Source organism: Holophaga foetida DSM 6591, assembly GCF_000242615.2.
Classification (GTDB): domain Bacteria; phylum Acidobacteriota; class Holophagae; order Holophagales; family Holophagaceae; genus Holophaga; species Holophaga foetida.
On sequence record NZ_KI912268.1, the window covers coordinates 2731011 to 2757359 of the forward strand.

General features: G+C 61.7%; 23 protein-coding genes. 16 read left to right on the top strand and 7 right to left on the bottom strand.

Annotated features, from left to right (window positions below):
- Position 1: 1 nt before the first annotated feature.
- From HOLFODRAFT_RS24550 to HOLFODRAFT_RS0212260, 5 genes are read right to left on the bottom strand one after another with little or no spacing between them, the layout of a single operon-like run.
- Entirely contained in the window at positions 2–625 is a 624-nt protein-coding gene (locus HOLFODRAFT_RS24550; protein WP_005035810.1) for an FHA domain-containing protein, read from the bottom strand.
- 22 nt (positions 626–647) lie between these two features.
- Positions 648–1334, bottom strand: coding sequence for a LolA family protein (locus tag HOLFODRAFT_RS0212245; protein WP_005035811.1), 687 nt, complete (start codon positions 1332–1334; stop codon positions 648–650).
- A complete protein-coding gene (locus tag HOLFODRAFT_RS21035; RefSeq protein ID WP_005035812.1) occupies positions 1334–2158 on the bottom strand; it encodes an MBL fold metallo-hydrolase in 825 nt (274 codons plus the stop codon). Before HOLFODRAFT_RS21035 ends, HOLFODRAFT_RS0212245 begins: the two co-directional genes overlap by 1 nt.
- A gap of 4 nt (positions 2159–2162) precedes the next feature.
- Positions 2163–2942 carry a CPBP family intramembrane glutamic endopeptidase gene (locus HOLFODRAFT_RS23205; RefSeq protein ID WP_005035813.1) on the bottom strand — a complete coding sequence of 260 codons (780 nt, stop codon included), beginning with the start codon at positions 2940–2942 and terminating at the stop codon, positions 2163–2165.
- A gap of 6 nt (positions 2943–2948) precedes the next feature.
- Complete coding sequence (locus HOLFODRAFT_RS0212260; protein ID WP_005035815.1) at positions 2949–3551, bottom strand: tetratricopeptide repeat protein; 603 nt, start codon at positions 3549–3551, stop codon at positions 2949–2951.
- A gap of 164 nt (positions 3552–3715) precedes the next feature.
- Here HOLFODRAFT_RS0212260 and rfbF point away from each other — a divergent pair, with 164 nt between their 5' ends.
- Genes rfbF through HOLFODRAFT_RS23210 form a run of 12 tightly spaced genes read left to right on the top strand, consistent with a single transcriptional unit; the run spans position 3716 to position 19266 of the window.
- Complete coding sequence (gene rfbF, locus HOLFODRAFT_RS0212265) at positions 3716–4492, top strand: glucose-1-phosphate cytidylyltransferase (protein WP_005035817.1); 777 nt, start codon at positions 3716–3718, stop codon at positions 4490–4492.
- Positions 4450–5469, top strand: coding sequence for an NAD-dependent epimerase/dehydratase family protein (locus HOLFODRAFT_RS0212270; RefSeq protein WP_005035818.1), 1020 nt, complete (start codon positions 4450–4452; stop codon positions 5467–5469). Before rfbF ends, HOLFODRAFT_RS0212270 begins: the two co-directional genes overlap by 43 nt.
- On the top strand, positions 5466–6770 hold the full coding sequence (gene rfbH, locus HOLFODRAFT_RS0212275; RefSeq protein WP_005035820.1) for a lipopolysaccharide biosynthesis protein RfbH: 1305 nt from the start codon (positions 5466–5468) through the stop codon (positions 6768–6770). The genes HOLFODRAFT_RS0212270 and rfbH overlap by 4 nt, the downstream gene beginning before the upstream one ends.
- A complete protein-coding gene (locus tag HOLFODRAFT_RS0212280) occupies positions 6767–7900 on the top strand; it encodes a class I SAM-dependent methyltransferase (RefSeq protein ID WP_005035821.1) in 1134 nt (377 codons plus the stop codon). Before rfbH ends, HOLFODRAFT_RS0212280 begins: the two co-directional genes overlap by 4 nt.
- Positions 7897–9000: a radical SAM protein gene (locus tag HOLFODRAFT_RS21045; protein ID WP_005035823.1), complete on the top strand. Its 1104-nt coding sequence runs from the start codon at positions 7897–7899 to the stop codon at positions 8998–9000. Before HOLFODRAFT_RS0212280 ends, HOLFODRAFT_RS21045 begins: the two co-directional genes overlap by 4 nt.
- Positions 9001–9003: 3 nt before the next feature.
- Positions 9004–10674: a B12-binding domain-containing radical SAM protein gene (locus tag HOLFODRAFT_RS0212290; protein ID WP_005035824.1), complete on the top strand. Its 1671-nt coding sequence runs from the start codon at positions 9004–9006 to the stop codon at positions 10672–10674.
- 20 nt (positions 10675–10694) lie between these two features.
- Positions 10695–12284: a glycosyltransferase family 2 protein gene (locus HOLFODRAFT_RS0212295; RefSeq protein ID WP_005035826.1), complete on the top strand. Its 1590-nt coding sequence runs from the start codon at positions 10695–10697 to the stop codon at positions 12282–12284.
- A gap of 3 nt (positions 12285–12287) precedes the next feature.
- Positions 12288–13610, top strand: coding sequence for a radical SAM protein (locus HOLFODRAFT_RS0212300; RefSeq protein WP_005035827.1), 1323 nt, complete (start codon positions 12288–12290; stop codon positions 13608–13610).
- Positions 13611–13663: 53 nt separating this feature from the next.
- Entirely contained in the window at positions 13664–14893 is a 1230-nt protein-coding gene (locus tag HOLFODRAFT_RS0212305; RefSeq protein WP_005035828.1) for a class I SAM-dependent methyltransferase, read from the top strand.
- A 14-nt stretch (positions 14894–14907) separates the two neighbouring features.
- A complete protein-coding gene (locus tag HOLFODRAFT_RS0212310; RefSeq protein WP_005035829.1) occupies positions 14908–16230 on the top strand; it encodes a radical SAM protein in 1323 nt (440 codons plus the stop codon).
- Positions 16231–16282: 52 nt separating this feature from the next.
- Complete coding sequence (locus HOLFODRAFT_RS0212315; RefSeq protein WP_005035830.1) at positions 16283–17389, top strand: NAD-dependent epimerase/dehydratase family protein; 1107 nt, start codon at positions 16283–16285, stop codon at positions 17387–17389.
- 11 nt (positions 17390–17400) lie between these two features.
- Complete coding sequence (locus HOLFODRAFT_RS23210) at positions 17401–19266, top strand: glycosyltransferase family 2 protein (RefSeq protein WP_005035831.1); 1866 nt, start codon at positions 17401–17403, stop codon at positions 19264–19266.
- Positions 19267–19290: 24 nt separating this feature from the next.
- On the opposite strand, the gene HOLFODRAFT_RS0212325 is transcribed toward HOLFODRAFT_RS23210, so the two are convergent.
- The gene (locus HOLFODRAFT_RS0212325) at positions 19291–21078 is read right to left on the bottom strand and encodes a thiamine pyrophosphate-binding protein (RefSeq protein ID WP_005035833.1); all 1788 of its coding nucleotides are present in this window, start codon (positions 21076–21078) and stop codon (positions 19291–19293) included.
- Positions 21079–21082: 4 nt separating this feature from the next.
- Positions 21083–22591 (bottom strand): N-acetylneuraminate synthase family protein, encoded by a 1509-nt coding sequence (locus tag HOLFODRAFT_RS0212330; RefSeq protein ID WP_005035834.1) that lies wholly within the window; start codon positions 22589–22591, stop codon positions 21083–21085.
- A gap of 63 nt (positions 22592–22654) precedes the next feature.
- On the opposite strand from HOLFODRAFT_RS0212330, the gene HOLFODRAFT_RS0212335 reads away from it, so the two are divergent.
- From HOLFODRAFT_RS0212335 to fliD, 4 genes are all read left to right on the top strand, one after another.
- The gene (locus HOLFODRAFT_RS0212335; protein WP_005035835.1) at positions 22655–23218 is read left to right on the top strand and encodes a KdsC family phosphatase; all 564 of its coding nucleotides are present in this window, start codon (positions 22655–22657) and stop codon (positions 23216–23218) included.
- Positions 23219–23381: 163 nt separating this feature from the next.
- Positions 23382–24029 carry a flagellin gene (locus HOLFODRAFT_RS0212340; RefSeq protein ID WP_005035837.1) on the top strand — a complete coding sequence of 216 codons (648 nt, stop codon included), beginning with the start codon at positions 23382–23384 and terminating at the stop codon, positions 24027–24029.
- Between the two features lie 70 nt (positions 24030–24099).
- Positions 24100–24492 (top strand): flagellar protein FlaG, encoded by a 393-nt coding sequence (locus tag HOLFODRAFT_RS24085; protein ID WP_005035838.1) that lies wholly within the window; start codon positions 24100–24102, stop codon positions 24490–24492.
- 39 nt (positions 24493–24531) lie between these two features.
- Positions 24532–26253, top strand: a complete 1722-nt coding sequence (gene fliD, locus HOLFODRAFT_RS0212350) for a flagellar filament capping protein FliD (protein WP_005035839.1) — start codon at positions 24532–24534, stop codon at positions 26251–26253.
- Positions 26254–26349: the final 96 nt, after the last annotated feature.

Below are 26349 nucleotides of genomic sequence, written 5' to 3' on the forward strand. Positions count from 1 at the left end.
ATCAGTCCAGCATCCCGTCGCTCTTGCGGACCAGAAGCATGAAGGTGCTCTGCCCGCAGGTGAACTCCTGGCGATCGTGGAGCTGTATCTGACCCGTGACGGGCTGCCCCTCGGTCGTGGTGCCGTTGGTGGAACCAAGATCCTCAAGCCAGACCGTTCCGTCTGGGTGGATCTCGATCATGGCGTGGCGGCGCGAGGTTTCGGGGTCCATGGTCACGATGTCCCCATCCTCCCGGCCGATGAGAATCTGAGGCTTGTCAAGCTGCCGGACCGTGGAGGCCATGGCGCCGGAAAGGAAGGCCAGGCTGAATCGGAAGCCTGTGGGAAGCCCGTTGCGCAAGCCCGCCGCCGAAAGCATGGCGCTCCTGTCCTTGCGGGCGGTCGTTTCGCGGACCGACTCGCTGGGCTCCTGCCTGGGAAGCTGAGTCGTGGCCTGGATCGGACTCGCTTCGGGAACAGGTGGTGGGGGAGGCGCGAGTTCAGCCAGGGCCGCAAGGAATTCGGGGTTCTCCACCTCGAAGATATGCTGGCATTTGGGGCACTTGAACCGTTTTGAGGGGACACCCTGGAACCGCGCCTCGTCGTACTGGAAGCGACCGGAACAGGAGGGGCAGGTGATGATCATGGTTTCCTCGATGCCTGGAAGTTTACTTCTTTCGAGTGGCGAAGAAACTGAAGCCGTTTCGCAACTCGATACCGGTCGGGAGAGTGAAGGCCTGGACCGGGCTGGGAATGGGGCGGTTGGTCTGCACGCCTTCCAGTTCGAGCTGCCAGGAATCGCCGCTGCGCTCGATCCAGAGCACTTGCCTGGGGAGGCTTGTGTCCCGGTCAACCCAGATGTGGATGGCCTGGAAACGGCGTTTCATGGAGAGGCTTCTGGGCAGGAGCTTCAGGAAATAGGTGTTGGGCAGGTCCTTGGGGTCCGCGGACTCAACCTTGAAATAGTCGGAAAGGTAGGAGAGCTTCTGCCCCAGCCCCAGGAACTTCCGGTTGGCGTTCTTGATGAAGCCGATCTTGAGGATCTCCCCCTCCCGGGAGCGGGGGCTGTACGAAATCAGGGTCTTGGGGGTCAAGTGGAGGACCAGATCCTCCGGAGGGGCGAAGGTGAAGTGGACGAAGCTGGATCCCTGGATGTAGAGGGTGCCCCGGGTGACCGTGGGAGTGCGCAGCATGGCCCGGCGGATCGTGAGGGTGAAGGGGGTCTGGATGGTGTCCGCCTTGGCCTGGGCTGCATCAAAGCGTTCGACCAGGAGCTTCAGGTCTGGGCTCCCGGGCTGGGCCAGGAGGGGCAGGGCCACGGCAAGGGCCGCCAGACGGAGACAACGCATCATCATTATTCAATCCTCATTTCCACATCCATCATGATGCCATCCCGGGGCACGCTTGGCTCAAGTGAAAGCGGCAGGGGGGTGCCCTGGGTGGCGACCACGAGTCGGGTCGCGCGGTGTCGAAGGACCTCTGTTGCGGCGAAACGGGCCAGCTCTGGCTCGTTGTTCTGCTCGCTGAGATGCGCCAGCACGACGCTTGCGAGGCGTGGCGACCAGACCCGGTCCAGGAGTCCGGCCGCAGCCTCGTTGGAGAGGTGCCCCACGCGGCTGAGGATGCGGGCCTTGAGGGGGGGCGGGTAGCTGCCCTCCCGAAGCATCTGTACGTCGTGATTGGATTCCAGGGTCAGGTGGTCCAGTCCTGAACAGTGGTCGAGCACCAGGGCGGTGGGGTGGCCCAGGTCCGTCACCACCGCCGCGGAGTGCCCGCCCAGCTCCAGGCGGTAGCCCACCGGGTCCGCTGCATCGTGGGGGATGGCGAAGGGGAGGACCCTCCACCCCTCCCAGTCCAGAGCGTGTCCCGCCCGGAGGGGTATCCAGCGCGAGGCCGGGATATCCACATCCTGGATGGAGAGGATGGCGGCCATGGTCTCCTCCGTGGCCATGAACTTCCAGTCGGTCCGCTTGAGGAGTACTGGGATGGCCGCGATGTGGTCCGAGTGCTCATGGGTGATGGCCACGGCCCGAACCTGCTCCAGGTCCCAGTCCAGGGCCTCCAGCCGTCGACGGATCTGAAGGAAGGAGATGCCGACATCCACCAGCAGGGTGGATTCGCCATCGGAGAATGCATGGCAGTTGCCCTTGGAACCGGAGGCGAGGGAGGCGTAGCGCATGCCCTCAGGATACCGAGGGTCGCACCTTCCATAGCCCCAGGGAAAGGATTGCCCCCAGGCAGACCAGGGTGCAGAGGGCGCTGGCCTCCAGGCCGAAGGGGCCGCCCGTCAGCCATTGCGGACTATCGTGAAGGACAGGCTGCCAGGGGCTCTGGGCGAAGGTGGTGCCACTGACCGGGAAGCCCAGCAGGTTGCCCTGGGCCCAGTTCCATCCCAGGTGGAGGCCCATGGGGAGAGCGAGGCTGCGGGTCCGGAGGTAACAGAGGCCAAGGAGCAGGGCCGCCAGCATGATGTTCAGGGTGGCCCAGGATCGGGTCGGGCCGACCATTCCAGGGTTCCCCCAGTGGATCAGGGCGAAGAGCAGGGCCAGGACCAGCTGCGCGGGCCAGGCTCCGAAGACCTCCGCGAGTCGCTGGAAGGGATAGCCGCGGAAAAGGCATTCTTCATGGACGGCGACCAGGGCGAAGCTCGCCGCTCCGGTTCCGAGGTGGATGCCACGGAAGGCGAGGTTGGGTTCCCAGTGGAAAGCCCCGAGGCCCCGGAGGCTCAGGGCCACCAGCCCCATGAGGCCCACGCCGAGCCCAATGCCCCAGAGCAGATCCAGGCCCCACCGGGCATTCAGCCTCAGGCCAAGCGAGGCCAGATCGCGCCCCTCCAGTGCCAGAAAGGCCCAGGAGAGCCCCAGGACCATGAGGGCGGAAAGCAAGATGCCCGGGTGGAAGCCCAGCAGGGCCAGGAGGGCCGGGAGCAGGAGGAAGAGGAAGGCCCTCCAGTGGGGAGCCATGCGAGGCTAGCGGGGGGCGCTGCCGTAAGCCAGGGCGATCTGGGTCCAGACCTCCTCGTCCCTGGGGCGCGTCTGGACGGCTTTGAGGAACCAATCTCCAGCCAGATCCAGTCGCTTGGTCATGACGGCGGATCGGCCGAACTCCACGCAGGCTTGCCAGTCTCCGGGAGCGAGGCGATGGGCGGTCTCCATGGCCTGGAGGGCCTCGGGTTCCAGATCGGCCTCCAGGAAGCGCTGGGCCATCCGTGCCAGCCATTCTGCGCAGGATGTCGAATCCTTGGGCATGGCCTTGTAGGCGGCCAGGGCCTCCTTCTTGAATCCGTTCTGCAGCCAGGCCAGGGTGATGAGGGCGTGGGTTCCGGGGTCGTCAGCGCCCTCCCGCAGTGCCCTTTGAAAGGCGTCCTCGGCCCGGCTGCGGTCGCCCGACGCAAGGTAGACCTGGGCCCAGCGGGCCAGATATTGACTGTTCCGGGGAGCCCTGACCCGCGCCTTGTCGGCCGCGTGGACCATGATCACCTTGGGATCCCCCTTGAAGAAGGAGGCATCCGGCGGGGGAGCGGATTGGGCGCCAAGGGCGCAGCAGAAGAGAGCGAAGGCGCAAGTGCGCATGGGGACTCCGGGCTGAGGATGGGAGATTATACCTCTCGACCTTCGCCCGGTCTGCCTTCGGCAAGCTTTGGCAAACGTGTGGCCTTTAGTGGCGCAATCCTTGCAAATCTGCGCCATGGCTGCCTAACCTGTGATGCAATAGGCAAAAACTACGGAGCACATGCATGAAGGTCATGATCCTGGCGGGGGGACTGGGCACGAGGCTTTCGGAGGAAACCCTGGTCAAACCCAAACCCATGGTGGAGATCGGCGGTCGGCCGATGCTCTGGCACATCATGCAGATCTACGCCCATTACGGGCTCAATGAGTTCCTGGTGGCCCTTGGCTACCGTGGAGAGATGGTCAAGGACTATTTCCAGCGTTTCAATGCCATGTCCTCGAACCTGACCGTGAATCTGGCTACGGGCCACAGCACGGTGCATGATGGGCAGAAGCTGGACTGGCGGGTCCATCTGGTTGACACCGGGGATCAGACCCAGACCGGTGGGCGTGTGAAAAGGCTGGGCACCTGGCTCGGGGATGATCCGACTTTCCTCCTCACCTATGGTGATGGCGTCGCCAATATCGACATCCCGGCCCTGCTCGATTTTCACCAAGCCCATGGGAAGCTTGCCACCGTGACGGCTGTCCGCCCGCCTGCCCGCTTCGGCGCTTTGGCCATGGACCCCGCTGGCCAAGTCACTCATTTTGCAGAGAAGTCCCAGGTCGGCGAAGGTTGGATCAACGGCGGCTTTTTCGTGCTGGATCGCCAGGTGCTGGATTACATCGAGGGTGATGAGACATCCTTCGAGGGCACACCCATGGATAGGCTCACCCGCGAGGGACAGTTGATGGCCTACCGGCACGAGGGCTTCTGGCAACCGATGGACACCCTGCGGGAGAAGAACTACCTGGAGGAATGCTGGAATTCGAAGCAGGCCCCCTGGAAGGTCTGGCCATGAGCGGGCTGCAGGGACACAGGGTCTTCGTCACGGGGGCCACGGGGCTCGTGGGGTCCTGGCTCTGCCGTCGGCTGCTGGCGGAAGGGGCCCAGGTCATCGCCTTGGTGCGGGACTGGGATCCCCAGAGCGAGTTCATCCGGAGCGGCGACAGCCAGCGCTGCACCGTGGTCTCCGGCGCCCTGGAGGACTACGCCACCCTGGAGCGGGCCATCAGCGAGCACGAGGTGGACACGGTCTTCCACCTGGGGGCCCAGGCCATCGTGGGCACCGCCCACCGCAGCCCCCTCCTGACCTTCGAGAGCAACATCCGGGGGAGCTACAACCTCCTGGAGGCCTGCCGGGTCCATGCCTCCCTCGTGAAGCGGGTGGTGGTGGCCTCCAGCGACAAGGCCTACGGCGAGGCCGAGGTGCTGCCCTACACCGAGGACATGCCCGCCAACGGCCGCCATCCCTACGATGTCTCCAAGAGCTGCACGGACCTCCTGGCCCACACCTACACCCAGACCTACGGCCTCCCGGTGGCCGTGGCCCGCTGCGGGAACATCTACGGCGGGGCGGACCTGAACTGGAGCCGCATCGTCCCGGGCACCATCCGTGGTGTCCTGGAGAACCGGGCCCCGGTTCTGCGCTCGGACGGCACCTTCACCCGGGACTACCTCTATGTGGAGGATGTGGTGGACGCCTACCTGGCCCTGGCGGCCTCCGCCGACCGGGAGGGGGTGCGGGGCGAGGCCTTCAACTTCAGCCCCGAGCGCCAGATGAGCGTGCTGGAGCTGACCCGCCTGATCCTGGAGCTCATGGGGCGACCGGATCTGGAGCCCGTCATCCAGAACACGGCCCAGGGGGAGATCCGGGATCAGTATCTGGACGCCTCCAAGGCCCAGCGGGTGCTGGGATGGTCCTGCCGCATCGGCCTGAAGGAAGGGCTGGAGCGCAGCATCGCCTGGTACCGGGCCTACCTGGGGAAGGGCGCATGAAGGCACCGGAACTCCGCGAACAGATCCTCTCCCTGGTGGAGGAGTACGCCCGGGCCCAGTGGCCCGAGGCGCCCTTTCAGCCGGGCCAGAGCGCCGTGCCCGTGAGCGGCAAGGTCTTCGACGGGGCGGATGTCCGGAACCTGGTGGATGCCAGCCTGGACTTCTGGCTCACCACGGGCCGCTTCGCCCGGGACTTCGAACCCCGCTTCGCCGCCTTCATGGAGCAGGGCTTCTGCTCCCTGGTGAACTCCGGCTCCAGCGCCAACCTCGTGGCCCTGGCGGCCCTGACGTCCCCCAGCCTGGGGGAGAAGCGGCTGAAACCGGGCGATGAGGTCATCACCTGTGCCGCCGGCTTCCCCACCACCGTGAACCCCATCCTCCAGCACCAGCTGGTGCCGGTCTTCCTGGATGTGGACATCCCCACGTACAACCTGGACGTGACCCGCCTGGAGGAGGCCGTCGGGCCCCGGACCCGGGCCATCATGGTGGCCCACACCCTGGGCAACCCCTTCGACCTGGATGCGGTGATGGAGGTGGCTCGGCGCCACGACCTCTGGGTGATCGAGGATTGCTGCGACGCCGTGGGGGCCCGGTACCGGGGGCGCATGGTGGGAACCTTCGGACACCTGGCCACGGTGAGCTTCTACCCGGCCCACCACCTGACCATGGGGGAGGGCGGGGCCGTGCTGACCTCGGACCCCAAGCTGAAGAAGCTGGTGGAGAGCTTCCGGGACTGGGGCCGGGACTGCTGGTGCGAGCCGGGCTGCGACAACACCTGCCGGCACCGCTTCGACTGGCAGCTGGGGGAGCTGCCCCAGGGGTACGACCACAAGTACACGTACAGCCACATCGGGTACAACCTGAAGCTGACGGACATGCAGGCGGCGGTGGGGCTGAGCCAGCTGGAGAAGCTGCCGGGCTTCATCGAGCGGCGGAAGGAGAACTTCGCCTACCTCCTGGAGGGTTTGAAGCCCCTGGAGGAGCACCTGATCCTGCCGGAGCCGACGCCCCAGAGTGATCCCAGCTGGTTCGGCTTCCTGCTGACCCGGCGGGAGGGCTGCCCCCGATCGCGGAACGAGCTCATCCAGGCCCTGGAAGGGGCCAGGATCGGCACGCGGCTCCTCTTTGGGGGCAACCTGCTGCGCCAGCCCGCCTACCAGGGGATCCCCCACCGGGTGGTGGGGTCCCTGGAGGGGGCGGACCGGGTCATGCGGGACACCTTCTGGGTCGGGGTCTATCCCGGACTCGACGAGGCGCGGCTGGACTACATGGTCCAGACCCTGCTGGCCTGCCTCCGATGAGCTGCCGGAGCTGTGGTGGCGCCTTTCATCCAGCCCCCCTGCTGGCCTTTGCCGGCATGCCCAAGGCGGCCCAGTTCCTCCCGGGGCCGGAGGATCTGGCCACGGAGCGGGGAGTGGACCTGGTGGTCCGTCAGTGTGCCCACTGCGGCCTGGTGCAGCTGGAGGGGGAGCCGGTGCCCTACTTCCGGGAAGTGATCCGGGCTTCCGCCTTCTCTCCCGAGATGGGGGCCTTCCGGCGGGAGCAGTTCCGTGGCTTTGCCGAGCGGTACGGTCTCCAGGGAAAGCGGGTCCTGGAGGTGGGCTGCGGCCGGGGCGAGTACCTGGATCTCCTCCGGGAGGTGGGCATGGAGGCCCGGGGCCTGGAGGCGGCGCCCCAGAACCATCCCCATGTCACCGAGGGTTTCATCTCCGAGGGGGATCCCCTCTCGGGCGAGGCGCCCTTTGCGGCCTTCTTCATCCTGAGCTACCTGGAACACCTTCCCGAGCCTCTGGAGGCCCTGCGGGCCATCCACGCCCACCTGGAGGAAGGCGCCCTCGGGCTGGTCGAGGTCCCCAACTTCGATCTGATCCTGGAGCAGGAGCTCTTTTCCGAGTTCATCCCGGACCACCTCTGCTACTTCACCGAGGCCACCCTCCGGGTGCTCCTGGAGCGGGCGGGTTTCGAGGTGGTGGCCTGCGAGGCCGTCTGGCATCGCTACATCCTCTCGGCGACGGTGAGGCGGCGGGAGCCCCTGGATCTCAGGGCCTTCCGATCCCGCCAGGAAGGCCTGACCCGCGAGCTGCAGTCCTTCGTGCGGGGGGTCGCGTCTGCGGCGGTCTGGGGTGCCGGACACCAGGCCCTCGCGCTCCTGGCCCTGGCGGACCTAGCGCCTCACCTGCGCTACGTGGTGGATTCCGCCCCCTTCAAGCAGGGCCGGTATACCCCGGCCACTCATCTCCCGATCCGTTCCCCCGAGGCCCTGGAGACCGATCCCGTGGAAGCGGTCCTCGTGATGGCGGCCAGCTACTCGGATGAAGTGGCAGGCATCCTGCGGGAGCGCTTTGGGCAGCGACTCCGGATTGGCATCCTGCGGGACTGGGGCATTGAGATCGCAAGCCCAGGGCATCCAAGAAATGAGGTCCAGTCATGACGGGAATCCCCCCCCTTTCCCCGGATGAGAACGCCAAGCGCAACCAGCTCCAGCGGGAGAAACCCAAGGTTTACGAAAAGATCCTGCGCTTCGACGAGAAGGTGGAGCGGGGCGAGAGCATCGCCATCCTTCAGTTCCAGTACGACTATGCCTGCAACTTCAGGTGCCAGCACTGCTGCATTACGCGGCTCCAGGAGAAGGGCCAGGACAGGAAGCTCCGGAGTTTCGGAATCCCGGAGGTGCGGGAGCTGGCCCGGCAGGCCGACGAACTGGGCCTGGCCCAGGTGGTCATCACCGGTGGCGAGCCCCTGGTGTTCCCGGACTTCGACCAGATCGTGGAGGCCCTGGATCCCAGCCGCTTCTACATCACCTCCGACACCAACGGGTGGTTCCTGGACGAGGCCAGGGCCAAGCACCTCAAGGCCATCGGGGTGGACAAGATCCAGCTCAGCCTGGACAGCCTCAATGCCGAGGAGCACGACGCCTTCCGGCGCAAGCCCGGGTCCCACGCTCGGGCGCTTCGGGCCATCGACGCGGCCCAGGCCGCGGGGCTGAACCTGCTCATCGCCACGGTGGTGACCAAGCAGCGGATCCGTTCGGAGGAGTTCATCGAATTCCTGGAGTTCGGCAAGGCGCGGAAGGTGCCGATCTTCGTGACCTACGCCAAGCCCGTGGGGGCCTGGGAGGGCAACTACGACGTGATGATCACGCGGGAGGACATGGACTACCTGCGGCAGCTGGAGCAGCGCTACCAGGTGTTCACCCATCTGACCCCCGCCTACGGGATGGATCTGGGGTGCATCGCAGTGAAACGGATGGTCTCAGTCACCAAGTTCGGCGACGTGATGCCCTGTCCCTACATCCACACCTCCCTGGGGAACTTCTTCCAGGAGCCCCTGAAGGAGATCCTGGAGCGGGGCATGAAGCTGAAGTGCTTCAGCGGCCATGTGGACACCTGCCTCATCGCCGAGGACCGCCACTTCATCGAGGAGGTGGAGGCCAAGAAGATCTACGGCAAGCCCCTGCCGGTGCCCTGGGATCAGGTCTTCGGGCCGGAGGACTTCTCCGATGGGCAGCCGTCCCCTGTGCCCGGGGAGTAGCGGATGTCGTTGACTGGGCCTGTGCGGCGAATCCTGTTTCTGGTCCCCCCGAACATCACGTTCCAGGAGTTCCTGCATCCACCTTCAAACGTGAAGCATGTACAGCAGGCCGATGGGCGTGTCCTGGGCTCTGTGATCACGGATATTCCGCTCGGGGTGATCTCCTTGAGCGCCTACGTCAAGAAGCATGCTGAGGTGGAAACCCGGCTGATCGATTTCAATGTGTACCTGAATCGCGAGAAGAACTTCAGGGCCGATTCATTCCAGGAGTGCTTCTCCCAGGTGCTCCAGGGGAGGGATGTGCAGGCTTTCAATCCGGAAATCGTGGCCATCTCTGCCCAGTTTGCGCCTTCGTACCAGAACTTCCTGGACCTCGCTGCGTGTAGCCGACAGGCCTTCCCGGACGCCCTCGTGCTGGGAGGGGGCAATCTGCCGACGGCTGTGCACCAGGACATATTCCGTGATTCCGAGGCCATCGATGCCATCTGTTTCGGGGAGGGGGAGAAGGCTTTTCTGGCTCTGGTGCAGTCGGGCGATCCAAGGTCCAGCCTGAGGGGGAACGCATCCTGGGTCACCCGGGAGAATGCGGGTAGTCCTGAGGCCTGCCATCACGATTTCATCTGGGATCTGGACGAAATCCCTTTCCTGGATTATTCCCTGCTGGATCTGGAAGGGTACGACCTCAATCCGACCATGCACTACTACACGGCGGGGGACGCGGGGCGAAGGGGAATACCCATGATGACCTCGCGCGGCTGTCCCTTTCGGTGCATCTTCTGTGCTGCCCATCGGACCCATGGGCGGGAGATGCGGTATCACAGCGTATCCCGCGTTATCGAAGATGCTGCGAGGCTCCAATCCGAATTCGGGGCGGAAACCATGATCATCCTCGATGATCATTTCATGGCTGATCCGAGGCGGGCCTATGAAATGGTGGAAAGGCTCTTCGGAATGGGCCTGGCTCTTTTCTTCCCCAATGCGCTTGCGGTTTACGCCCTTGATCGGAAATTCCTGGAGCTGCTCGCAAGGGTGGGCGTGACCCAGGTGATTCTTGCGGTGGAGTCCGGAAGCGAGCGGGTGCTCAGGGAAGTCATGCACAAACCCCTCAATCTGGGCATCGTTCAGCGGGTGGCTGCCGACTGCCGGGAGCTGGGGATCTATACCGACTGCAATATCCTCATCGGCCTGCCGGGCGAGACCCCGGCGGATATCGAGGAAGCCCGCGAATTCCTGAAGACCATCCATGCGGATTGGTTCCGGATCAACGTGGCCACCCCGCTTCCGGGCAGTGAGATGTATGAAATCTGCGAGGAACGCCACTACTTCAAGGAAGATCCCCTCTTCGGGAATTACAAGAAGGCCGTCATTGAAACGGAGGACTTCACGGCTCAGTATATTCAAGATATGAGCTATATGATGAATATAGAGCTTAATTTTGTCTTTAATGCCAACATGAGGCTTGGGCGGTTCGATACGGCATTGAATGGGTTTAATAATGTTATAAAAGCCAAGCATGATCACCCTTTAGCCCACTATTATTCAGGTGAATGCTACCGGGAGCTTGGAAACCAAGCCCGCGCCGAGGAATCCTTTGGACTTGCAAGGCGATTCGCGCAGGGTAATGTTTTTTGGGAAAATATTATTACGATGTTTAATATCCCTGTATTCCGGTGATTAAGATGCGGAGTGAATCTATGGCCCACGATAATGATTTGCCTCAGCAGTCGGATACCACACGCTTTTCCCTGGACGAGGCGAAGCCGCTGATCAGCATCCTGGTGCACAATTATGAAGCTTCAGAGCTGTCCCAGTGTCTCGATTCCATAGTCCAGCAGAGCCGGATCTCTCCGTGGGAAGTCGTCTTCTGCGATGACGCTTCGGTGGATGGAGGCTGGGCCATCGCCAATGAATATGCCGCAAAGTACCCAGGGCAGTTCACGGTGAGTCGAAATAGGGTAAGCATGGGCTCCGCTGCCAATCGCCGGAAAGGGCTTCAGTTATGCAAGGGTGAGTACTGTGTGGAACTCACGGCAACGGCTGAGTTTGATGCCGATTACGCTGCCGAGGTGCTTGAATCCTTTTTGGTGGATAAATTTATTGAACATACCTACATCTTCAGGCTCAAGCGTGTTAACGCATTCATTCCACAGCATAATCCGATTCGTGTTCAGCCAGAGCACGCAAGGTCTCGGAAGCCTCTTGTAAGTATATGTGTTTATAACTATAATTATGGTCGTTATCTTCGTCAGTGTCTTGGAAGTATTTTTACACAGACTTATTCGAATATTGAAGTTTGCTTCTCTGACAATGCCTCGACAGATGAATCCTGGGAAATTGCGCTGGAATTCGCGGAAAAGTACCCAGGCAAGATGAGCTTGACGCGAAATCGGATGAATTTTGGTCCGAATGCAAACCTGTACAACTGCACCTTGAACATGCGCGGGAAGTACCTTCTGAAGCTCTGTTCCGATGATGCGATCCTGCCGGAGTTTGTCGAACGCTGTCTGGGTGCGCTTGAAACTCATTCGGATGCAGCTTTCGCGATGGTTCATCGGACGATCCTGGATGAAGAGGGCCGTGTCTCCCATGAAGCGCCCTTCTACGACCAGTCCTGTCTGATCCCGGGATCGTCCAAAGCAGCGGTATACATGATGTCTTCCGTAAATCCCAGCATCTCCCAGATCCTTTACAAGATCGAAAAGGCTGAAGGGAAGCGGATGGCTGGCAACCTGAACGACCGGTGGTTCGGGGACAGGATCATGGATTTTCACATTTGTTGCGATTACCCCATGGTCTACATCAAGGAACCCCTGCTGCTCAATCGGGTCCACGGGAACAGCGAGAGCTCCAAGATGGAGGGGAACCTCCTGCAGTGCATCGGGGAGTACGTGCTGCTGCACCAGTTGGCCGATATAGCTGACAACTATGAGCACATGCAGACGGCCAGCGAGCGGCTCCAGCCGGCCATCGAAAAGCTCGGAAGTCTCTGCCTCAGGTACTGTCTGAGGAGTCTCCTGGCTGGCGATGAGCGTGGGGGGCGCCGCTATTTCCACCTTGCCGCTGCGATTCATCCCGAGATCTCGGAGCAATCTGCATACAAGGAAATGCTTCCGTATTGGGGACTAGAGGACTCTGGCCGGAAGACCTTACTGGAGCAATTGAGGGGGCTTGCCCAGTTGGAGCGGCGGACGGTCTCCTACCCGCCGCCCCCTGGGAGCGTGCCCTTGTCGGACGCGATCCCGCGGGGCAAGGATCAATGTCTCAGTTTCTCAAATAAGGGATAGGTCATGGATTACCCCGATGACATCCAGGATTTCCTGAACAGGGCCCGTCGAGGTGATCGTCTGGATCCGCAGGTGTTCGTGGACTACACCAGGCGCTTCAGCTCCATCATCCTTTGGGGGGCGGGCAACCTCGGGACTGCGATAGGCCGCAAGCTCCTGGATCTCGGCGTTCCGGTTGCCGGGTACTGGGACACCCAGGCGGATCGGATCAGGACGCGCAACGGCCTCGAGGTGGTGGTGCCCTTTTCCGGTGACCTGGACAAGGACGCCACCCTCATCATCTTCTGCATCGGCAATGTGGCCATGGGGCCCAATGTCTTCCGCCAGCTTGCGGAAAACGGCTGGAATCATGTGGTCCACGGGAATGATCTGCTACAGGGCCTCCTCTGTCCCCTCTCTTCGGAAGGCCCAGCGCTCACGGGGATCTGCAATCAGTTGGACATCTGCAGCGTATGTTCCTGTGAACGGCTGGACAACATCGTTCGCGCTGGTGCGGCACGGAGGCACCACATCGACCAGGAGGAACTCCTCTCCTTCGATCGCGTGCACTTTATCGTGAACAATGTGTGCAACCTCAAGTGCAAACACTGCTTTATCTACATCAATAGCTATCGTAGCGAATGGAAGCAGAACGTGCCGCTGGGGCAGATGCTGCAGGACATCGATGTGGTGATGGGTGCGGTCCATTCCTTCGGGGTCGTGAACATCTTCGGGGGTGAACCCTTCCTGAGGAAAGACATCGGGCAGGTGGTGGAGCGGGTCCTCGCCCATGACAATTTTGGTGCAGTCATCGTCAACACCAATGGCACGGTTCCCATCGATCCTAGCCAACTCGCGAGCCTGAAGGACGAGCGGATCCGACTGGCATTCTCGAATTATCTTGAGGTTCTGGATGAGGATAAACGCGCGCTCTTCCAACGGAATCTCGAGGTGGCCCTGGCCGAGGGGGTGAATGCGAAATGTCAGAATGCACTTCCCACCTGGAATATGTCTTCGACCCTCGAACGCAAGGGGGATTCGGTCGAGACGATGGCAGCAAAGAAACACGCCTGCGGGGTGCGGTTCCTGTACGTATTCAACGGCAAGGTGTTCCCATGCGCCTTTGCGATGTCCATTCACGATCTGCGCATTGCCGATTACCCTTCGGATTATCTGAGCCTGGACCCCGGGAAGACCCCAGAACAAATCCGCGCGGGCATCCGGGAGCTCATTGAACGGACCCACTACGGGGCCTGCGGTCATTGCGAGGCCTTCGGATCTCCTCTCCTGACGGGGAAAGCCGCCGAACAGGGCTTCGATTCCCGCTACCGACTGCCAGAGCCCTGAAAGGGGACCCGGATCATTCAGGGCCGTACTCATTTGATTGAAGGAAGCTGCTCATGCCAACGACCCCCGTCCCCTCGGATCTGCCCTCCGCCCACACCGGGAAGGTCATTCCTGTGATACGCCCCTGCCCCGTGTGCGGTGGCGGGGCTTCGACCCTTCTCCGGCGATTGGAGCTGATGGTTCCGGAAAGTCTGCGCTTGCAGAATTCCTTCGCGATCATGGCCTGTTCGGATTGCGGGGCGGTTTTCCACGATGTGCAGCATCAGGATGATCGGGAAAGCTATTACGAAACCTACACGGGGTCCGAGTCGCTTCAATACGAAGTCATGCCGGATCAAGCAGCCTTCAATGACATGACACTCCGGTTTCTCGAGCAGGCTGGCTTGGAGCCAGAGAAGCATGCCATTGCAGACATCGGCTGCTCTTTTGGCATCACGCTCCTGGCACTGAAGGAGCGGGGCTTCAAGGACCTGTTTGCCATTGATCCCGATCGGGCTGCGATAAGATACCTGGCTTCCCAGGGGGTGCCTGGACGTCATGGTCTGGCAACAGAAGAGTTACCAGAGCTTGAAGGCCGGTTCGACCTGATCATTCTGAGGCATGTCCTGGAGCACCTGGAATCCCCCTTGCAGGCCATCCGCAATGTGGTGAAATGGCTCAAGCCGGAGGGGCGAATCTATATCGAACTTCCGGATCTCTCACGCTATCGCCAATGTGCCCCTTTCCCTGGCTTCTTCTTCGAGTTCGAGCACATCAATCATTTCAGCCTTGTTTCGCTGATGAACCTGATGCGCGAATTCAGCCTTGTCCGGTGCGAGTCGACCCCGGATATCTACCCCTGCATGCGGGCCCTGTTCGAGAAATCCACACTTGAACGGAAGATCTGTCATTCGGCGGCCGACGCCTCCTTCGTAGAGGATTGCCTGCTGCACCCGAGCGGAAAGGGAGGCCAGGTCCTGGCCAACATCCAGAGCCTGGGGGATCGGGAAATCGCCCTCTGGGGGGTATCGGTCTTCGTCTACCGGATGCTCACGCACACCCCTCTGAAGCACTGTTCAATCCGACACCTGGTGGACAGCAACCCCCAGCGTCAGGGCGAGAAGATCATGGGGTTGACCGTCAAAGAGCCGGAGAGTCTGCGGTCCTTTCGGGGTGACATCGTGATCTGCGGCGAGAATTCCATGGGAAGCATTCAGCGCGCTGTCCGCGCCATGGGCCTGGACAACCGGGTCGTGTGCCTGATGGAAACGCAGGGCGCTGACTCCTTCGACCCAATGCCATAACCAGGTGAGCACCCATGACTGATATTCACGAACTTCTGGAACAGGCCCGGCGGGGTGACGGGGGGCATACCCGGGAACTGCTCGCCTTCCTGGAGGGATTCGAAAGGATCGTCCTGCGAGGGGCGGGGCGCTTCGGTGAGGCTTTCGGGGCGGGGCTGATCGGGCTGGGGATACCACCCGAGCGGCTCTGCTACTGGGATCTTCGGGCCGATGCGCTGGGGGCCGTGAACGGTGTCGCAGTCGCCCTCCCCTTCTCTACGGAGTTGGACCGGGCCACGAGTCTGATCATCAATTGCATTCCCAACGGGAGCCTGTCCGGCAGTGCCGGGGCTCAGGAGTTCCTGGCCGCCGGGTATGGCCACTACCTGTCTGGAATGGCGCTGTTCGAGGCCTTGATGTGCCGGATGACGGGAGAAACCGGATTCGATCCCAGCATCTGCATGAAAACCACCATCTGTAATTGGTGCGCCTGTGAACGGCTCCCGAGCCTGTTGCGGAAACACGGCCAGGCGACCTGCCCGAACGAATTCAGCGACGAGTTGGTCTTCTCGGTTGCGACATTTGTCGTCAATCAAAAGTGCACCCTTCATTGCCAGCACTGCGGGCAGTACATCAACCACTATGGCCAGGAAGAACGCATCAATTTCCCCATGGAACGGCTCAAGACCGATATTGACCGGATCTTCGAAGCTGTGGATGGGATTGGGTACGTATCCATCATCGGCGGGGAGCCCTTTCTCCACCCCGAGCTGAGTGCCATCCTGGACCTGGTCATGGCGAAACCCAACTTCGGGGTGATCGGGGTCACCACCAATGGGATATGCGACATCAAGGATGAGCACCTGGAGAAGCTGAGAAACGACCGGTGCCGACTCATCTTCTCCGACTATACGGCGGCCCTGTCTGAACAGCAGCGGGCCCTGTTTGCGAGAAATATCGAGCGGGCCACCCGTGCGGGGCTGCACATTACGGTCGGTCAGCCCTTGTGGGCCACCCCTGCCTCGCTCCGGAAACTGGATCTCGAAGACAGCGTGAAGGCCGCCATGAAGTCTGGATGCCAATCCCGGCACAGCTGCAAGACCATCCAGAACGGGGTCTACTATCCCTGCTCGACCACGGCGGGCCTGGGCTCCCACCATCTTGCGGACCATTCCCTGGACTGGGTCAGGATCGATGAGGCCCGTTCAGCCCGGGAACTTCGGGAACGCATTCAAACGGTGGACCAGCGGGCTTTCTACGAAAGCTGTGATCATTGCGGTGAGGGGGGGGAGATGCTTCAGTTCGCCGGGGAACAGGGCTTCTGTGAACGCTACCGCCACATTGGTGGCCCCCTGTGAACGGGCCCGACCAAGGCACCAGGATTTTCACTTTTCGAAAGCATGGTTTCCCATGACCGCGACCGAACCCGAACTTCCGGAGGCCGACCTCCGCCATATCCTGTCCCATGGCATGGGGGCTTGGCAGGAGCTCCGGGGCAAGCGGCTTTTCGTCACCGGGGGAACCGGATTCTTCGGGAGCTGGATCCTGGAGAGTCTGCTCTTTTTGAACCGCCACCTCTCGCTCGGGGCTTCGGCCCTGGTGTTGACGCGGGATCCCGAGAGCTTCCGTGAGAGGTACCCTCATCTGGCGAAGGATCCGGCCATTGCGTTGTGGGCGGGGGACGTCAAGACCTTTGCCTTTCCCGAGGGCACCTTCGATCTCCTCATCCATGCCGCGACCACCAATGCCCGGGAAACCTTCTGTGGTGAGGCTCCGTTGGCCAAGTACGATACCTTGGCCCTCGGCACGCGGAGGGTTCTCGATTTCGCCGTCCAGTGTGGGGTGCGGCGCATGCTTTTCACGAGTTCGGGCGTGGTCTACGGAGCCCAGCCCGCAAACCTGGAGTGCATCCCGGAGGATTACGCCGGGGGGCCCGTTCCTGGGTATGCGCAGAGGGCTCTGGCGGAGGGCAAGCGGGCTGCCGAGTTCCTCTTCAGCACTGTGGGGGAAACCCATGGGATCACAGCAACCATTGCGAGATGCTTCAGCTTTGTGGGGCCGAGGCTCCCCCTGGACCTTCACTACGCCATAGGGAATTTCATCCGGGATGCCCTGGGTGGCGGCCCCCTCGTCGTCCAGGGGGATGGCACGGCGGCGAGGGCTTTCCTCCATGCCGCGGATCTCTGTGTGTGGCTCTGGACGATCCTTCTGAAGGGGGAGCCCGGCTCGATCTACAACGTCGGCTCCGAGGATGCACTGAGCATCGGTCAGCTCGCCCGCATGGTCTCGGCCTGCGCTCCACTAAGGCCGGAGGTCCACATTCTTGGAACCCCCACTTCCGGCAGGCCCCCGGAGCGGTACGTCCCCTCAGTCGTGAAGGCCAGGACCGAACTGGGGCTGGAGGTGTGGATCAGCCTGGAGGAGGCTGTCCGCCGAACGCTCGCGTTCCACGCGGGACTGCTTGACTATGCTGCCGCTCCCAGGGATGCTGGCACACCCGATCCCCTTCCCCATTAAAAGAGCTGGCTATGCATTCACGCCCGAGAATCTCCCTCTGTATTCCCACCTGTAACCGATCGCGCTTCCTGGCACAGGCCCTTGAAAGTGCCATCCGGGAGGCCTCTGCCCACCCGATGGGAACGGTGGAAGTGCTTGTTTCGGATAACGCCTCCACCGATGACACCCCTGAGCTTATCGCCCGCTTCAAGGCGGCATGGCCTGAGCTCCGTGCCTTCCGCAATGAGCAGAATCTCGGGTTTGACCTCAACTATCTGAGGTGTGTGGAAGAGGCCCAGGGCGAGTATGTCTGGGTGTTCGGCGATGATGATGTTCTCCTGCCCCAGAGCGTCGGCAAGGTGTTGGGTGAAATCGATGGCGGTGCCGATGTCTGCCTCGGCCTAGCCGAGGCGTGCGACAACGACTTGAATCCCATGATCACCCTGCCCTGGTTCCTGGATGCGGATCCGCCACGGGTCTGGCACCTGGAGGGCCGCGAAGACAGGATCGCCTACTTCAACGCCTGCGCGCGCAATGCGGGGGTCTTCGCTTTCATCAGCGTGACCATCTTCCAGCGGGACCGGTTTCTTTCCCACCGCCCAAGCATCCAGACCGCCGTCAGATCGGGGTACGTGCACCTCTGGGGCATGATGGAATTCATCCGGCAACCGACCGCTCTTCACTATCTTCCAGAGGCTCTCGTCCGGAACCGAATGAGTGATCTGCACGCGGATTCACTTGCCGCGACGGACCTGTACGCCCGCTTGATGAATGACCTCCGCGTCTGGTGCTGGGTCGCTGACCTGCTTCTGGAAGACGAAGAGATCAAGGATGCCTTTGTCCGCGTGGTGGGCCGCAACCACCACAACACGATCCTGCCCTGTTTGCGCCAGCATGCGCACACTGAGGCCGAATGGCAGGAGGCCACGCCCTTCTTGCAGCGCGCCGGGTTCTCCCCCCTCCGCATCGCCGCCACCGGCTTTGGCTTCCAGTATTTCCAGGGGCAGCGCCAGCCTTCACCAACTCTTGCTCCCGGCTCCCTTTGCCTGGCCGACCTGCCCCTGGTGGCCCGAGGCGCTCGTCTCACGGCCGTCCTGGCCCTGGGGGGGCTCCAGGAACTCCTGGCCGGGGCGGGCTTGCTGGCCGCACTCAGGGCCCAGAAGGGGGCGGATCGGATTGTGGTCTTATGCCGACCTGAGACTGCCGCCCTGCTGGAGGGCTTTGGCGTTATTCCCGTGGAGGCACAGAGCTACCTTGCGGACGAGAGCTACAGGGAACTCCTTACAGCACCCTTGAAGGAACAGCCCCTCGATCTGCTCGTGAACCTGGACTCCGAGCGGGGCGTTGTGGGCGATGATCTCTGCGCCACCCTTCAGCCCCCAGGTGCCCTTGCCTTTTGCCTGCCGGAGCGAGATCAGAGTCCGGAGCTGGTCAAGGCCCTGAACGAGGCATACACCTGTCTCCTTCCTCAAGGTGATGGCGTCGAAGGTCTTCGTAAGGCCCTGGACCTGCCGCATGCCGAACCTGCTCTCTGGCCTTCGGAATCCGCCCGGGAGCAGACCCGAGCGTTCCTGATGCAGTTCGGCTGGGAACCCGCAACGACGATGGGGATTCTGCTGGATCACCCCGCGATTGCCGAGGATCCCTCCTTTCAGGCTGCCTTTGCCCAGGCGCAAAAGGATGGGTGGACCTTTGTCGGCATTGGGGGGAAGGGCAGCCAGCAACTTCTGGCTGGTCTCTGCGACCCCCTTGAAGGCCGTGCTTTGAATCTGGCTGGAGTCCTGAATCTGGGCCTGATGGGGGCGATGTTCCAGCACTGCGGGGCCTTCATCGGAGGAACACCCCTGCTCCGGGACATGGCCCGGCTATGCGGCTGTATTCCCTGGTGTGCGGAATGAGGGCAGGTTTGGTGCCGCACCCCACTACGCTTTCACCTCGGGGTTGAAGAGGTTCGCCCGTAACTCTTCCCTATCCAGCAGCGGGAACATATCCTCCATGGGTCGCGAGCCCATGCTGCCGTCCGCCTTCTGGTAGCTGGTGACCCGGGGCAGGGTAGGCTGGTCCGGGTCGAGCCTCACTTCGCACACGCAGGGCCCGGATTCTGCGAGGATGGCTTGGACCCTCTCCCGGATGCCCTTGTGCGTTTCCAGGCGCGCCGTCCTCATCCCGTAGGCCTTGGCGACCTCCAGGGTGTTGGGGAGCGTCAGGCCCGAACCGGCATCACTGGCCACCAGTCGGCCATTGAAATGGGCTCTCTGGCTTGACCGGATGGATCCATAGCCCTGGTTGTCGAGGACGAAGAATGTGATGGGCAGGCCCAGCCTGTGGATGACTTCCAGTTCCTGGATGTTCATCTGGAAGCCACCGTCGCCATCGATGCAGACCGTGCGTTTCCCGCCTGAAGCCACGCAGGCGCCCAGTGCAGCCGGAATGCCGAAGCCCATGGGGCCGAGGCCCTGGCTGTTCAGCATGCGCAGGCCGTTTGGCACCCGAAGCGCCTGGCAGGTCAGTTCACTGGCCTGGCCGGAGGAGCCGGGGACCAGGAGATCGCCTTCATGGAGGCACTCTGAAAGGACTTCAATCAGGACATAGGCATCCACATGATCGGTGGGCGCCCAGTATTCGGGCTTCAGGACTGGGTATCGCTCCTTCCAGGTTCTCACCTGCTGGAGCCACTGGGTGCGCGGCGGCATGGGGTGGTCTGGAAGCAGTTTCCGAAGGGATCGGATGAAGGGACCCGCATCCATACACAAGGCCATCTCCAGGGGCATCTTCAGCTTCCGCAGTTCCGCTTCATCAATGTCCACCACGATCTTTTTGGCGCCCCTCGCAAATAGTTCATGCATATAGGCCGTCTGCCCGAGGTCCAGCCTCGCCCCGAGCACCAGCAGTACATCGCTGTTCTGCTGGGTGAAGTTTGCAGCGCGCTGGCCTGAACCCCCGGGCCTTCCCGCAAAAAGCGGGTGCTCCTCCGGCATGAAGTCGGCGGCCTTCCAGGTGGTGAGTATTGGGATCCGCGCCTCTCCGGCAAAGGTGAGGAAGTCCTCGACTGCTCCCGAGAGCCTGACGCCATTGCCCACCAGGATCGCCGGGCGCTCGGCCCTGGATAGCAGGTTTAAGGTTTGATGGGCCGCTTCTGCAGGATCGGTGTCTGGGACGGCCTCCGGTTCCCATGGACGCAGGGTGTCAGGATCGACTTCCGCGGCCTGGACATCCAGTGGGATGTCGATCCATACCGGGCCCGGACGGCCATTACGGGCCCGGTGGATGGCCTGATCCAGGTGGTAGCGGATGTCCTCTGGGTTCTCGACGGTCACGGCGTACTTGGTGATGGAGGAGACGATGGAGACGATATCGATCTCCTGGAAGCCCATCTGCCGCAGGCCGGTATTTTTCTTCAAGTCGGCCCGTTTCACCTGGCCCGAGATGAAGATGCATGGCGTTGAGTCCTGGAATGCTGCGGCCACGCCGGTGATGGCATTTGTGCCTCCCGGCCCGGTGGTCACAAGCCCGGCTCCGAATCCCCGGACCTGGGCGTAGGCATCCACGGCAACGGCCGTGCCCTGTTCGTGGAGGTTGCAGATGTAGCGGAGCCTGGGATGGCTGCCCAGGGAATCCACCAGATGCATGCAGCCGCCCCCGGGCAGCATGAAGACATCCTCTACACCTTCGTCAGCGATGCGGTCCCAGACATAATCAGAAAGCTTCACGAGATCATCCGAAGAAGTAGGTCAACTGGGTTTTGCGGTTGGGGTTCCGGGTGATCGTGGGATCCGTGTAGAAAGAATCATCCCTGAAATGGGTGGAACTGATCTCCTCGATGATGGCCCCCTCCTCGGTCCAGAACGCATGCTTCACGCCACGTTCTACGGTAAGGACCTCGCCAGCCCCCAGGATGCGATCGGCGCCGTCCAGGCGCACGTGGAGGGAGCCATGGAGCACATGGAAGGTCTCCTCCTTCTGCTGGTGATACTGCTCTGGATGGCACTGGCCTGGGAGCATTGCGATCAGCTTCTTGCAGTAGGCGCGGTTGACAATGTTGACGATGGTGGCGCCCGTTTCCTCGAAGCGATCCAGCCCGTAATGGTGGCTGATCTCCACCTCGGCGTGGGCCGAAACCACCGTGTGACTCTCCTGGAAGAAGCTGCGGACGCGTTGGACGATCTGATAGACCCGCTCCCGGTTGTCGATTCTGTGGAACTTCTCCCGAAGGGCTGGCGCATGCTCGGGGATGGGTTCCAGCGCGATGAACTCGGTGTACTTGGAGAGGTCATTCGCGGTGATCTGTCCGTCTGTCGTGGGGATGGCGAGGAGGGAGGAGGATAGTTCCAGGCGTTCCCCTTCCTTCAGTGGACGATTGAGGAATACTCCACGCCGCAGGGCCTGCAGGCTCTTCAACTCCTCCGTGGAGGGTTCATAGCGGTTTTCTGGGGAGCCCAGCGCTTCCAGTGCTTCCTCGGCGGCCCTGAGCCAGCGGGTGATCTGTTCAGGGCCTGCCGAATAGGCATTCAGGGGCCATTGGGGAGTGGGGAGGCCTACATGCTTTTCCAGTACGGAGACGCCCTTTGCCAGGGCTATCTGGATCGGGAGAGTGTTATCCGGGGCCTCGTGGGTGGAGAATCCGATGGGGTGGCTGGGATAGCGGGAGCGCAGAAGGTCGATCTGGTGGAGTTGCAGGCGGGGTGCGGGTGTCGGGTACTCGGCAACGCAATGGAGGATGCTCAGGTTGCGATTCCGGTGTTCGAAAAAGCTGACGACGCGGTCCAGCAGGTCAAGGTCCGATCCGGCGGTGGAAGCGATGATCGGCAGCTTGGAGATGCCCATACGTTCCATCAGGGGCCAGTCCCCCAGGGAGCAGCTGGCGATCTTGAGGAAGTCGAATCCGTGGGCCTCAATAAGGTCAACGGAGCGCTCATCGAAGGGCGTGCACACCGCCAGGAAACCATGCTCCCGCAGGGCGTTCCGGAGGCGGAGGAAGTCATCTTCGCTGAGGCGGGTCTCCTCAAAGCGCTTCACGAACTTGATGTCAGCCCGTCCCTGGAAGCTGGGATGGATGAAGGTGTCCAGGTGCCGATACTGGAGCTTGAAGGCGAAGTCGAAGTGCTGGCGGAAAGGCGCTACGCAATCCGCGAAGCTGGCCAGGGTCCGGAGACCGTGATCAAGGCTTCCCATATGGTTGTTGGCCATCTCAAAGATGATGAGGGGCTTCAGAGGCTGGATCATCGCGGGTAATCTCCGATCAAGGTATCCACTCGGCGAAGGCGCCGCACTAAATGGGAGTCTGGAGTGTCACTTGAAAAGCATACTCGCGCGGCAGGAGCGGGCCTTCCGGAATCCTGGGAGAAGGCTGCGCGGAAAGTCAAACTGGTGCTTACAGATGTGGACGGCGTCCTGACGAGTTCCCATGTGATCTATGACGATCGGGGCGTGCGCCTGCGGGCTTTCAGTACCCGGGATGGGGCCGCTATCCAATGGTTGTCCAGGAGTGGCATCCCTGTGGGATTCATTTCAGCCCTGGACGACCCGAGTACGCGTCGCCGTGGGGAGGACCTTGGGGTGGCAGAACTCCATCTCGGCGTTCATGACAAGCTCCAGACCCTCCGTTCCATTCTGGACCGCCGAGGGGTGCTCCCGGACGAGGTGGCTTACTTCGGGGATGACCTCCTGGACTTCCCGGTATTGCAGTCAGTCGGATTCCCCTCCTGTCCCGCCGATGCCGCGCCAGAGTTGGCGGCCCGCTGTCTGATGCTGCCCCATCGGGGGGGGGAGGGCTTTTTCCGGGTTGCGGCGGAGGCCATTCTGAAGGCACAAGGGCGCTGGGATGGGATTCTGAGTGGGTATGGACTCTAGGCATTCCAGCTATGGAAGCATTGCCTGAGCGTCCCATTCAGGGGCCTCAAAAAAAACGCTAAAGAACCGAACGCCCCTGCCCGAAGAGGAATAAGTCGGGGGAGTCCCCGAAACCAACAAGCCGGCAGCACGGATGCTGCCTAGCCACATCACGGAGGATGTCATGGCTTCCATTCTTAATAACGTTGCGGCCCTGCAGGCCACTCGTCAGTTGAACATCACCTCGATGGGCATGAAGCAGACCATCGAGCGCCTCACCACTGGCAAGCGCATCAACCACGCCTCTGATGACGCCACTGGCCTTGCTACCGCCAACAATTACATGGCCGACTCCAAGGTGGCCCACGAGCTTCGGAAGACCGCGTACCAGGACTACTACGCCGCTGCTGCCAACGACGGTTATCTGGAAGAGGCGACCAATCAGGTCATGCGGGCCGTTGAGCTTGCCGCCGGTGGCAACAGCAGCGCTGCTGAATTCAGTTCTGTGGGTGATCTGGCTGTCGCGGCTGCATCAAAGGCCGGCACCACCATCACCAAGCCTACCGATCTCGCTGGTGCTTCCACCGCTCTCACCGCCATCGCCACTGCCCGCGCGACCATCGCGGCCACCATGGCTGAGGCCCAGAGCAACGCCAACCTCTACGGCATCGAGGAAGAGAACAAGACCGCCATGAACAGCAACATCATGGATGCTGATATCGGCTCCGAAGTGGTCAGCCTCACCAAGTGGCAGATCCTGAGCCAGGCTGGCACGAGCGCTCTGACCAATGCCAACACGGCCAGTCAGACTGTTCTGGGTCTCCTCCGGTAATCGGATACCATGATCATCGTTGGGGATGGGTTTGGCCTGTCCCCAACGATGCTTCATTAAGGAAAATGTCATGGCTGATCAAGTGAACCCACTGGGTGGCTTGGCGCCGGGGATGGCTCAGACGCTTCAATCCTCTACTGTTCCCTCTTCGCCCAAATCAACCCCAACCCGATCCGATGCTTCCAAGCCCAAGGCTGTGGACGGTTCGGCTGTTGGTGCGTCCAAGAAAAGTCTCTTGGAAGCTGCCAAGACCGTGGAAGATTACCTTCAGTCCTCCTCCTCGGATCTCAAGTTTTTCGTGGACAAGGATACTGGTATGTATGGGTTCAAGATCGTTGATGCCACGACCCATGAAACCATTCGGCAGGTTCCCGCCGAAGAGGTCATTGAGATGGCAAAGCGCTTGCGCTCACTGAGCGATACCAAGGATGCTTCAGGTGTTTTGATGGATGCGGAGGGCTGAGGCTCAGGCCAAGTCTTCTACGGTGCAGAGAGGTGAATCATGGCTGTCAGCTTCCAGGGAGTCACATCGGGGCTTCAGACCGACAGCTTGATCTCAGCGATCATGGCCCAGGAGAGTCTGGGCGTGCAGCGCCTCCAGGATAAGCAGACTCAGAACACCAATCGGTCCGCTGCTCTCAATACCATGCGGACCCAGTTGGAGTCCCTGACTGTCAGCATGGCGTCGCTCTACGACAGTTTCAACAAGCGGACTGTCACCAGTACGGATGCCGATAGCACCTACGTGACTGCTACCGCCACCGGAGCCACCAATGGCTCCTACGAGGTGAAGGTCAGCCAAGTGGCCACCTCCGCCAAGCTCAGTTCCACCATGGCGAGTGGGGAGCCGACCAACCTTGCCGTGGCGGACCCGAACGCCGCGATTCTCACCAGTTCCAGCGGCAGTTTTGCGGTCCAGGGCACAGATGGGGTAGTTAAGACCTTTCAGCTCGGGAACAACAGTCTCAACGGGCTCAGGGATGCCATCAATGCCTCAGGCGCCGGGGTTACCGCATCGATTGTGAATACGGGGAAGGGAACGAATCCCTATCAGCTGGTCTTGACGGCCAAGGATACGACCACCGGCAATACGGCCACCGGGACTGGTGTCACCGGCGGCAAGGTGATTCTTGCGGCCATTGCGAACCAGGACTCCAGCGCGACCACCGTGGTGGACTCCCTGGGGATCAGCAGCGGGACCATCACCGGAACCTTCGCCGATCCAACCGGCTTGTCCGGCGGCTTGTCCTCCTCCGGCTCCAACATCGGTCAGGATGCCCTGTTCTCCATCAATGGAATCGAGATGACTCGGCAGTCGAACACCGTGGATGATGCGGTGGACGGCGTCACCTTCACCCTGCAGAAGGGGGATACCAGCAACGCCACCACCCTTACCGTGGCCCAGGACAAGACCAGCGCGTCCACGGCCATGCAGGATGTGATCACCAAATACAACGCCATCATCACTACGTACAAGAGTGCCACGCAGACCACGAAGGATAGTGAGGGTGTGACCATCACGCCTGGGGTGCTCACCAACGATGTCGTGGCGCGGTCCATCATCTCTCAGATCCGTTCGGTCATGAGCGGCTCGCCGGAGGGCCTGTCTGACTCCGCCACCTATAAATCCACTTCGCAGCTGGGGCTCAAGACGAATGTGGACGGCACTCTGTCCCTCGACGCGACCGTCTTCCAGAAAGCTTTGGCAACGGATCCAGTGGCAGTCCGGAATGTCTTCGTCTTTTCCGGCAGTTCCACCAGCGGTTCCGTATCCGTGGCCTCGGGTGGAGCCAAGACGGCCTCCGGTGCTGTGAGCTTCGATGTCACTTACGGCACGGGGGGGGCGGTCACCGGATCGCTTACGGTGGGGGGAACGACCTACAGCGGTCTTACCGGCACGAATGGCACCCTTTCAGCTCCGACCGGATCCCTCCTGGAGGGCTTGACTCTGAATGTGACGGCTTCCGGCACTGGCACGCTGAACCTGAGCAGGGGTATCGGCACTCAGTTGCAGGGGCTGATTTCCAGTCTGACCTCCTACAACGGAGCGATCGAGAACACGCGGAGCAATATTGATGAACAGAACAAGACGCTGACTTCCCGCATTGATTCTGCACAGGCTCTTCTGGACAAACGTCAGGCGGCCCTCAAGAAGCAATTTGACCAGATGGAGGCCACCATCACCCAGCTGCGGACCGTCAGTTCGAGCTTGAGCAGTATTTGATATCCGGCCGCGGCCCGCAATGATCCCCCTGGCTTCAGGGGGATCTTCATTTGGGTTCGGAGACTACCTCTCAGGGCGTTTCCGTGAGAGAACGGA